This is a genomic window from Streptomyces corchorusii (genome assembly GCF_001514055.1).
Taxonomy (GTDB): Bacteria; Actinomycetota; Actinomycetes; order Streptomycetales; family Streptomycetaceae; genus Streptomyces; species Streptomyces olivaceoviridis.
In genome coordinates this window covers 57077-67624 of sequence record NZ_KQ948371.1, presented here as the reverse complement: position 1 = coordinate 67624, position 10548 = coordinate 57077, and the positions used below count along the sequence as shown (strand labels likewise).

8 protein-coding genes are annotated in these 10548 nt (G+C 74.3%); 4 read left to right on the top strand and 4 right to left on the bottom strand.

The window, feature by feature from the left end; all coding sequences use genetic code 11:
- The first annotated feature begins 101 nt into the window (after positions 1-101).
- Entirely contained in the window at positions 102-680 is a 579-nt protein-coding gene (locus AQJ11_RS38505; RefSeq protein WP_059266442.1) for a TetR/AcrR family transcriptional regulator, read from the top strand.
- Between the two features lie 239 nt (positions 681-919).
- Positions 920-1402, top strand: a complete 483-nt coding sequence (locus AQJ11_RS38500) for a hypothetical protein (protein WP_208616727.1) — start codon at positions 920-922, stop codon at positions 1400-1402.
- A 43-nt stretch (positions 1403-1445) separates the two neighbouring features.
- On the opposite strand, the gene AQJ11_RS38495 is transcribed toward AQJ11_RS38500, so the two are convergent.
- The 4 genes from AQJ11_RS38495 to AQJ11_RS38480 form a co-directional block, all read right to left on the bottom strand.
- Positions 1446-4322: an FAD-binding and (Fe-S)-binding domain-containing protein gene (locus AQJ11_RS38495; protein WP_059266441.1), complete on the bottom strand. Its 2877-nt coding sequence runs from the start codon at positions 4320-4322 to the stop codon at positions 1446-1448.
- A 16-nt stretch (positions 4323-4338) separates the two neighbouring features.
- Positions 4339-5505 (bottom strand): anhydro-N-acetylmuramic acid kinase, encoded by a 1167-nt coding sequence (locus AQJ11_RS38490; protein WP_059266492.1) that lies wholly within the window; start codon positions 5503-5505, stop codon positions 4339-4341.
- A gap of 158 nt (positions 5506-5663) precedes the next feature.
- Positions 5664-7235: a sodium:solute symporter gene (locus AQJ11_RS38485; protein WP_059266440.1), complete on the bottom strand. Its 1572-nt coding sequence runs from the start codon at positions 7233-7235 to the stop codon at positions 5664-5666.
- An 8-nt stretch (positions 7236-7243) separates the two neighbouring features.
- Positions 7244-8242, bottom strand: coding sequence for an N-acetylglucosamine kinase (locus AQJ11_RS38480; RefSeq protein WP_059266439.1), 999 nt, complete (start codon positions 8240-8242; stop codon positions 7244-7246).
- A 227-nt stretch (positions 8243-8469) separates the two neighbouring features.
- Here AQJ11_RS38480 and AQJ11_RS38475 point away from each other — a divergent pair, with 227 nt between their 5' ends.
- The gene (locus tag AQJ11_RS38475) at positions 8470-9414 is read left to right on the top strand and encodes a MurR/RpiR family transcriptional regulator (RefSeq protein WP_014669309.1); all 945 of its coding nucleotides are present in this window, start codon (positions 8470-8472) and stop codon (positions 9412-9414) included.
- A 155-nt stretch (positions 9415-9569) separates the two neighbouring features.
- On the top strand, positions 9570-10466 hold the full coding sequence (gene murQ / locus AQJ11_RS38470) for an N-acetylmuramic acid 6-phosphate etherase (protein WP_014669310.1): 897 nt from the start codon (positions 9570-9572) through the stop codon (positions 10464-10466).
- Positions 10467-10548 lie beyond the last annotated feature (82 nt).

The window sequence follows — 10548 nt, the reverse complement described above, 5'->3', positions numbered from 1 at the left end:
CTATGGTGAACGTAAACGGATAGCTGTCCGCTCACAGAAAACGTAACGGACACTTGTCCGCTTAGCAAGGGCGAGGTTCGGCCAAGCCTGGAGGAGGACGAGTGCCGCAGCAGAAGGACTCACCCCGGCGCTCGGACGCACAGCGCAACCGCGAGCGCATCCTGGAGGTGGCGCTCACCGAGCTGTCGCGCTGCGCCGACGCCCCGCTGAGCGTGATCGCCAAGAAGGCCGGTGTCGGGCAGGGCACCTTCTACCGCAACTTCCCCAACCGCGAATCACTCGTCCTGGAGATCTACCGCCATGAGATGCGGCAGGTTTCGGACAGCGCGGAACACCTGCTCGCCGACCGGGCACCCGACGAGGCCCTGCGCGCCTGGATGGACCGGCTCGCCGAGTTCGCCATGGCCAAGGCCGGGCTGGCCGACGCGATACGCCAGGTCACCGGCGCGCCGGGCGGCCCCGCCAAGCCGTCGCCCACCCCGGTGGCCCACGCGGCCGAACTCCTGCTCCGCGCCAACGAGGAAGCGGGCACCATCCGGCCCGGAGTCACCGCGGACGACTTCTTCCTCGCCATAGCGGGCCTGTGGCAACTCGACCCCCACGACGACTGGCAACCCCGCGCCGCCCGCCTCCTCGACCTGGTCATGGACGGCTTGCGCAGCGGGGCGCCTGGGGGATGAGGCACGCGCGCGGTCATCGGAAGAAGAGCCCGCTGAACGAGCGCCGCCGCAGCGCGGGCGGAGGGCCGCGCGGGCGCGGTGCCGTACACGCGGGGAGTTCCCGCGCCGGCCGCTCTCCGGGAGACGCCGTGCTCCTGGGGCCGCCGACGGCGCCCGCCCGGGAGGGGCGCCTCGCGGCCGGCGGCCCGTCGCGCAAGACGTTGTTCCACGCACTTGCCGGTGCTCTGCCGGCTCTGGTGATGCTCGCCCTGTCCGGCTGCTCTTCCCACTGGGGCTGCACCGACACGACCGCGGAGCGCGGTGAGGCCGGTGTCAGGGTGCGGGTCGAGGACGTGTCCGGGCGGCCTCTCGGCGTCATCGCCGAGGTCGTCGACTGGCGCCTTGAGCCCCACCCGCAGGTGCCCGACGAAGGAGACCAGGTCCACTTCCACTACCGCTTCGACGGCGCCGACGAGGGATCCGGCCCCGCGGTGGACGCCTGCGCGGTCGATGAGGAGCGCGTGGCGTTGGGGTGCCGGACGGTCCACTCGGCCGAGGCCTTCGGCCCGGACGGTGACCACACGGGCGACGACTGGCTCGCCGTCGAGCACCCTGAGCAGGTTGCCGGAGTCCTGTTGATCCCCAACGACCAGTCCTACCACGGACGCACCTGCGAGCAGGACGTCAAGGACGGTGGCGGACCGCATCCTCCAAAGCCGGCCGGCGTGGGGGACCGACTGTGAGCCGCGGTGCCCACCCGGCCGGTGCCGGCCCGCCGTCCGCCCCTCAGGCCGTGGCCTCGTCCAGGAGTTCCAGGACGTGCCGGTAGGGGTGGCCCGTGGCCCGGGTCATGCCCAGCTCGCAGGTGCGGTTGCAGGAGGCGTACGCGTCGTACGTGCCCGCGTTCAGCTCGGCGGCCTGGGCGGCGACGGCGGACGCGGTGATCTCCGGGTGCAGCAGGCCCCGGTCCCCGGCGAACGCGCAGCAGCCCCAGTTGTCGGGCACGGTCACCTCGTCGCTCACCGCCGCGGCCACGGCGCGCAGGGTGGTCTCGATGCCGAGGTGCACCGTGGAGCAGGTGGGGTGCAGGGCGAGGCTGCCCAGGCGCCGGGGTGCGGGCAGGGCGGGGAGCAGGTGCTCGGCGGCGAAGACGACGCTGTCGACGAAGCGCAGGGACGCGAAGCGGGCGCGGTCGGACTCCGGCAGGGCTTCGCGCAGTTGGTCCAGGCCGTGCGTGCAGGACGAGGCGTCGCACACCACCGGCAGCCGGCCGTGCCCGCTCGCCTCCCACAGCGCTTCCAGGGTGCGGGCGGCCATGGTGCGGTACCCGGCCGTGTAGCCCTTGGACTGCCAGGGGGTGCCACAGCACAGCCCGTCCAGCCCGGCGGGCACGGTCACGGGAACCCCGGCCCGCGCGCACAGCCGCAGGAAGGCCCCGGCCGCGCCGGCCGCTCCTGCCGGGCTGCCCGCTCCGCCTTCCTCCGGTGCGAAGAGACTGCCGATGCACGCGGCGAAGAACACCGCGCGGGCCCCGGCCGGGTCGTGGGGCGCGGGACGGGCGGGGCCGCCGCGGGGGACGTCGTCGGACCAGGCCGGCACCAGCTCGCCCGCCCCGAGCCGGCGGAGCGCCCCGGTGGCGGAGCGCAGGACGGGGGAGGGGACGGCGTGGGCGGTGTTCAGGGCGGCGCGCACGGCCTTGACCGTGGTCCCCCAGTGCCGGGCCACCGTGTCTCCCGCGCGCTGCGCGACCGCGCCGTGCCGGTCGGCGCGCAGGCGTTTCATCACCGCCCCGGTGTCGATGGTGACCGGGCACGCGGTGACGCAGAGGCTGTCGGCCGCGCAACTGTCGACGGCCGCGTAGCCGTAGTCCTCGGACAGCGCGCGCCGCCGCTCCTCGTCACCCGCCGCCGTGGCCAGCGCGATCTCGCGGCGCAGGGCGATGCGCTGCCGCGGGGTCGTGGTGGCGTCGGCGGTGGGGCACACCGGCTCGCAGTAGCCGCACTCGACGCACGCGTCGACGGCGGGGTCGACCTCCGGGATGCTCTTGAGGTTGCGCAGGTGCGCGCTCGCGTCGTCGTCCAGGAGCACACCCGGGTTGAGCACCCCGTGCGGGTCGCACAGCCGCTTCAGCTCGCGCATGACGTCGTACAACTCGTCGCCGTACTGCCGGCGCACGAACGGCGCCATGGCCCGCCCGGTGCCGTGCTCCGCCTTCAGCGTGCCCCCGGCGTCCAGGACGAGGTCGGCCATCGCGTCGGTGAACCGGGCGTAGCGCTCCACCTCGGCGGCGGAGTCGAAGTCCTGGGTCAGCATGAAGTGCAGGTTGCCGTCGCGGGCGTGGCCGAAGATCACCGCGTCCTGGTAGCCGTACCGGTCGAAGAGCCCGGTCAGGCCCTCGCAGGTACGGGTCAGCCGGTCCATCGGCACCGCGATGTCCTCCAGCAGCGCGGTGGTGCCGGGGCGGCGCGCGCCCGCGACGGCGGTGTACAGGCCCTTGCGCAGGTGCCAGAGCCGGGCCCGCGGGCGCGGGTCGCCCACGAGCACGGTGTCGCTCACCGTGGGCAGCCGGTCCAGGGCCGCCCGCGCGTCCGCCACCCGCTGTGCCAGCAGCCCGGGGTCCTCCTCGGCGAATTCCACCAGCAGGGCCGCGTGCCGCTCCACGCGCAGGCCGCGCACCTCGTCGACGGGGTCGGGGGACTGCTGGGCCACCCGGAGCGACGCCGCGTCGAGGAGTTCGGCGGTGCGGGCGCCGGCGGCGAGCAGCGCGGGCAGGGCGTCGGTGGCCTCCGCGAGGCCGGGCAGCACCAGCAGACCGGTGGCGGTGTGCGGCAGCAGGGGGACGGTGCGGAAGACGGCCTCGCCGACGAAGCCGAGGGTGCCCTCGCTGCCGATCATCAGGTGGGCGAGGATGTCGGCCGGTTCGTCGTGGTCCAGGAACGAGTTGAGGCCGTAGCCCATGGTGTTCTTCATCGAGAACAGCCGCTCGACGGTGGCGCGGGACCGGGCCGAGCCGCGCACGCGGTCGCGCAGCCGCAGCAGGCCCGCGTGCAGTTCGGGTTCGCGGGCGCGCAGCGCCTGGTCCGCGTCGGGGAGCGCGGTGTCGACCACCGTGCCGGAGGGCAGCACGAACTGGAGGGACTCCATGGTCCGGTAGGCGTTGTCCCGGGTGCCGCAGTTCATGCCGCTGGAGTTGTTGGCGACCAGGCCGCCGATGGTGCAGGCGGACTCGCTGGCCGGGTCGGGGCCGAGCCGGCGTCCGTACCGGGCGAGCCGCGCGTTCACCTGCCGCACGGTCAGCCCCGGCTGCACCCGGACGCGCAGCCCGTCGTCGAGGACCTCGGCGCCGCGCCACGCGCTGCGGACGTCCACGAGGATGCCGTCGCCGCCCGCCTGCCCCGCGAGGCTGGTGCCGCCCGAGCGCAGGGTGAGCGGCAGCCCGGCCGCGCGGGCGCCGGCCATCAGGGCGCCCACCTCGGCCGCCGACACGGCACGCACCACCGCGCGCGGGGTGAACAGGTACGGCGAGGCGTCGTGGGCGGCGGCGACCCTGCGGGGGACGTCGGTCGTGACCCTGGCCGGGTCGTCGACGCACGCGGACAGCAGCTCGGCCAGGCGGTCGGGCGCGTGCGCGGCGGCGGAGGAGGGGGCGGCGGAGGGGCTCATGGGTCCTCGGGTGGGGTCAGACGATCCGCAGCAGGTGCGGCGGCTGGTCGACGGGTGCGGGCAGGCGCAGCGGCGCCCGGCCGGGGGTGATGCTGCCGAGCAGCGTGGCCCTGGCGGCGCCGGTGGCGGAGGGGTGGGTGCCGGGCAGGCCGTGGACCGTGAGGAAGCCCAGGACGGCGAAGGCCAGGGCCTCCTTGGCGTCGGAGGGCAGCCCGAGGTCGTCGCTGCGGCGCACCGGTACGCCGGGCAGCTCTTCGCCGATCATGCGCATGAGCACCGGGTTGCGGGTGCCGCCGCCGGAGGCGACGAGCTGGGTGACCCCGTGGGCCCGGCAGGCGTCGGCCACGGTCACCGCGGTCAGCCGGGCCAGCGTGGCCAGGACGTCGTCGGCGGCGGGCGTGGGTACGGCGTCCAGCGCCCGCAGCAGGTACGGCAGGTGGAAGTGCTCCTTGCCGGTGGTCTTCGGGGCGGGCCTGCGGTAGTAGGGGTCGGCCAGCAGGAAGCGGAGCAGTTCGGGGCTGACGTTTCCGGCGGCGGCCCGGCGTCCGTCCGCGTCGTAGGCGGTGCCGTCGCCGGTGAAGTGGCGTACGGCCGCGTCGAGCAGGGCGTTGGCGGGGCCGGTGTCGAAGGCCAGCGGCTCGGCGCCGGGCGCGACGACGGTGACGTTGGCGATGCCGCCGAGGTTCAGCGCCGCCGGGGTGCCGGGCAGGGCGCGCAGCAGCAGGGTGTCGGGCAGACCGACCAGCGGGGCGCCCTGGCCGCCGGCGGCGACGTCCCTGCTGCGCAGGTCGGAGACGACGGGCAGCCCGGTCTCCTCGGCGATCCAGGCCGGCTGGCCGAGTTGCAGGGTGCCGCGGACGATGCCGTCCTCCACCCAGTGGTGCAGGGTCTGGCCGTGCGAGACCACCAGGTCCGCCGCCCCCGCGCACAGCTCCCGCAGGGCACGCGCCGCCGCTCGGGCGAAGGCCTGCCCGATGCCGCTGTCCAGCGCGCAGACGGCCTGCGTGGTCGTGGCGGCCGGTGGCAGCGTGGCGGCGATCAGGGCGCGCAGGTCGTCCGGGTAGGGCACGGAGAGGTGTCCGAGGGGCCGCAGGAGCAGGCTGTCGCCGTCCAGGCTGAGGTCGGCGGCGGCTGCCTCGATGGCGTCGTACGACGTGCCGGACATCAGCCCGATCACCCGCATGGCCCCTCCGGGACCGTCCCCCGCCGGCTCGGCGGACGCGGTGCGCTGCGGCTGGGACATGGTGCGTGCCTCCGGGAAGCGTGAGGGAAGGGAGTGGGTGCGGTCCTCGGTCGCCGGCCGGGGGCGGCGGTGCCGTCCCGCCCCCGGCCCGGCCGGACTCAGTCCTGCCGGACGGCCGCCGTGACCCGCCCCTGGCCGGGGCCGGGGTCGCCGTCGGCCGACCGGTCCTGCCCGGGTTCGGGGGCGCGGTGGAACAAGCTCATCAGACCGCCGACGACCAGGGTGACCACCACGCCGATCGGGACCAGCCACTGCGCGGCGATGGCCGTCGGCACGGTGGCGCCGCCCACGGTCACGTCGATCTTCACCTCGCGCACGATGTACGTCATCACGCCGACCGTCACCAGGAACGCCACCACGGAGTCGGCCTCATTGGCGCGCCGGACGATCCGGCCGAGCAGGAACGCGCCGAGCAGGGCGCCGTAGGTGTAGCCGGCGATGGTCAGGCCGGTGAGGTAGACGTTGCCCGTGCTGGTGCTGAACGCGCAGGCGAAGACCGCCATCAGCGCCGCCCACACCAGCGTCATCACCCGGGCGAGCTTCAGCAGCGACGCCTCGGACGGCGTCGTGCGGAAGAAGCTGTGGATGATGTCGGCGACGGTCGAGTTCGACATGGAGTTCAGCGCCGAGGACAGCGAGCCCATGGCGGCGCCGAGGATGCCGGCCACGAGCAGGCCGGAGATCACCACGGGCAGCCCGTGCAGGATGAAGTTCGGGTACAGGTTGTCGGAGCTGGCCAGGCCGAGCTCCTTGAAGCTCTTGCCCTCGTTGTACGCCCACAGCAGCGCGCCCACGAGGGAGAACGCGGCGAACTGGAAGGTGACGAAGACACCGGAGGCGATCATCGCCTTCTGGCCGTCGCGCAGGGAGCGGGTGGCCAGGATGCGCTGGACGATGAGCTGGTCGGAACCGTGACTGGCCATGGCGAAGATCGCGCCGCCGACGATCGCGGTGGGCAGGGCGAACGGGCTGGTCAGGATGTGCGCGAGAGTGAAGTCGGTGTCGAACAGCCGGAACTCGCCCGCGTGCAGGGCGCGCGAGAAGCCGGCGCCGCCGACGTGCCCGGACAGGACGGCGATCGCGAGGACCGCGCCGCCCAGGTACAGGCCCATCTGGATGGCGTCGGTCCAGATGACCGCCTTGATGCCGCCGAGGTACGTGTAGACGACGGTGATCACCGTGAGCACGATGATGATGACGCGGTAGCCCGCGTGCACGCCGAACTCGTCGAGCAGCAGCTTGATGGGGATCGCGGAGGCGAACAGCCGCACGCCCTCGGCGAGCAGGCGGGTGAAGACGAAGGTGACCGACGCCAGCCCCTGGAGTTTCAGCCCGAATCTGGTCCCCAGGTACTGGTAGGCGCTGACGAAGCCGCCCCGCTTGTACAGCGGGATGAGCACGGTGGCCACGACGACGCGGCCGATGACGTAGCCGAGGGCCAGTTCGACGTTGCCGAAGCCCTGTCCGCTGTAGGCGCCGCCGGGCACGCTGATGACGGTGAGCACGCTGGTCTCGGTGGCGACCACGGAGAACGACACCGTCCACCACGGCATGCTGCCCTCGCCGACGAAGTAGTCCTTCGACGTCTTCTGCCGGCCGGCCAGGCGCAGTCCGATCACGGCGATCGCCACCAGGTACACGACGATCACCACGAGGTCGAGTTGGCGCACGCTCTCTCCTAAGCAACGGCCGGCGGGGAGACCGGCGGGGTGGGGACAGGGGGGAAGGGGGCCGCCCGCCGGACGCGGACGACATGGGGTTCGTGCGGCCTGCGGGCGTCCAGGGCCAGCAGGCGCGCGCCGTCCAGCGGGTCGCCGAGCGGGGGGTGCGGGCGCAGGGGGCGCGGGAAGCCGGCGAGCGTCGAGCGCAGCGGACCGAGCAGCGGTTCGCCGAGGCCGGTGAGTCCGCCGGTGACGGCGACGTCGAGGCCGTCGCCGCCGATCCGGCGGGCCGCGGCGAGCACGGCCTCACCGAGCGCGGTGGCGGCGTCCCGGACGATCGCCGAGGCCGTGGGGTCGCCCGCCGCGGCCGTGCGCGCGACGTCCGGTGCGAAGGACGCGGCGGTGCGGGCGGGATTGCCGTCGCGGCCCAGGGCCAGCGGCAGCCGGTCGGGGTCGCCGAAGCGCTCGGTGGCGGCGGCCAGCAGCGCGGTGTCCGGGCCGCGCCCGTCGTGGGCGCGCAGCGCGGCCCGCAGCCCGGCGGCGCCGATCCAGGCGCCGCTGCCCTCGTCGCCGAGCCAGGGACCCCAGCCGTCGACGCGGGCGAACGTGCCGTCGTCCCCGATGCCGATGGCCACCGAGCCGGTGCCGATCGCGAGCACGACGCCGGTACGGCCGCCCAGGGCGCCGGCGTGGGCGGTGACCGCGTCGCTGGTGACGGCCACCTCCTCGGCGGACAGGTCGTCCAGGAGCAGCCCGGCCAGGGCACGGGCCGCGTCCGGTGCGGCGGCGGCTCCCGCCGCGCCCACGCAGACGGCCGACGGCCGGACGGACGGCTCCCGCGCCAGGAGGGGCCGGACGGCGGCGAGCACGGCCGCACGGGCCGTCGTCACCCCGTCGTCGGTGGCGAGCCCGGGGGCGCCGGGCACCTCGTGGACGTCTGAGGCAGGGCCGGCGCCGTCCCACAGCACGGCACGGCAGCCGGTCTTGCCCAGGTCCACCGCGACTGCTGCTGTCATGCGGCACGCCTTCGTGTGTCCAGGGGATCCGTCACGTCGAACGGTCACAGGGTGGCCAGGAGGCCAGTGGCCGGCGCGGATCGCGGTGCAGCGAGTATCAGAAGGCGAACCTCCGGATGTCAATAAGTAACCTCATCGGGTGAGGTCCGTAAATTTTTGACGTGCCTCGCGGGGCCTGGTTACTGTGGCGCCACCCAGACGGGCGTTCACCCAGGAGGCAGCGGTCCATGGCCGGCCAGAAACCACCCCGCACCCCGGCCCGGCCGGCGGACGAGTCCCCCGCCGGGACCCTGGCGCGCATCCGCGCCGAACTGCCCGCCATGGCACCGTCGGAACGACGGGTGGCCGACGTCGTCCTGGCCGATCCCGCGCAGGCGTCGGAGCTGTCCATCAGCGCGCTCGGCCGGCGGGCGGACACCTCCGTGGCCACGGTCATGCGCTTCTGCCGGACGATAGGCATCACCAACTACCCCCAGCTGCGCCTCGCCCTCGCCGCCGCCGCGGCCCGCGAACACGCCCTCGACGGCGAGCGCCCGATGCCGAGCACCGACATCAGCGCCACCGACACGCTGAGCGAGATCGTCGAGAAGATCGTCTACAACGAGGTGCGGGCCCTGGAGGACTCCGGGGCCGGGCTGGACATCGACGTCCTGGGCCGTGCGGTGGACGCCGTGGCGGGAGCGCGGCGCATCGACATCTTCGGCGTCGGCGCGAGCGCCTTCGTCGGCCAGGACCTGCACCAGAAGCTGCACCGCATCGGCCACATGGCGTTCATCTGGACCGACCGGCACGCGGCCCTCACCGCGACGGCCCTGCTCGGACCCGGCGACGTGGCCCTCGCGATATCCCACTCCGGGGAGACCGAGGACACCGTGGAGCCGCTCCAGGCCGCCGCCGCACGCGGCGCCACCACCATCGCCCTCACCAACGTCCCCCGCTCCGCGCTGGCCCGCGGCGCGGACCTCGTGCTGACGACCTGCGCCCGGGAGACGCCCTTCCGGTCCGGCGCGACCGTCAGCCGCATCGCCCAGCTCGCCGTCGTCGACTGCCTGTTCGTCGGCGTCGCCCAGCGCGGCTTCGACGCCGCGACCGCGGCGCTGCACGAGACCTACGAGGCCGTCCGCCGCCGCAGGCCCCCGCAGCCAGGGCGCCGCGCGCAGACCACCGACTGACGGCACGCCCGCCACCTCGTCCCGCTACCGCCACCAGCACTCCGGCTCCACCCCGGCGGGGGCGCACCCGCCCCTGCCCCCGAGCCCCCGGCTCAGAGCCCGAGCCCTCGGCTCGCCCAAGAACCCGCGTACCGCCCAGGAAAGGAAACGCCGCCATGGACCTCAGCGCTCTCGGCACCGAGACCCGCAACGAGCGGACCGCCGACCTCGACCGCATGCCGGTCGGTGAACTGCTGTCGGTCATGAACGACGAGGACCAGACGGTCGCCCTCGCGGTACGCGGCGCCCTCGCGGAGATCGGCACCGCCGTGGAGGCGATCACCGCGTCCCTGCGCCGGGGCGGTCGGCTGATCTACCTCGGCGCCGGCACCAGCGGCCGTATCGGCCTGCTCGACGCCGTCGAGTGCCCCCCGACCTTCGGCACCGCCCCGGAACAGGTGGTGGGCCTGCTCTCCGGCGGCCCCGGCGCGTTCGTCGTCGCGGTGGAGGGCGCCGAGGACGAACCCGAGCGGGCCGCCGCCGACCTCGACGGGATCGGCGTGGACGACCGGGACACGGTGGTCGGGCTCGCCGCCAGCGGCCGTACCCCTTACGTCGTCGGCGGCCTGAAGCACGCCGCCGCCAAGGGCGCGACGACGGTGTCGGTCGCCTGCAACCGCGACGCGGTGATCAGCCGCTACGCCGACATCCCCATCGAGGTCCCCACCGGGCCCGAGATCCTCACCGGGTCCACCCGGCTGAAGGGCGGCACCGCCGAGAAGATGGTGTGCAACATGCTCTCGACCGCCTCCATGGTCCGCCTGGGCAAGGTCTACGGGAACCTCATGGTCGACGTCCGGGCCAGCAACGAGAAGCTGCTCGACCGCGCCCGCCGCATGGTCGTCCAGGCGACCGGCGCGGACCCCGACGCCGCCGCCGAGGCGCTGCGGGCGGCGGGCGGCCACGCCAAGACCGCCATCGTCATGCTCCTCGCCCACTGCACCGCCGAGGAGGCCGCCCGGCGTCTGGAGAAGGCCGGCGGCGACACGCGTACGGCCGTGGGGCAGGTCTGAACAGGGCTTACTTCAAGCCTTGACTTAACGTCACGGAATTGCTTGGATCCGGAGCGGTCGCGCGCCGTGGGCACCGTACGGC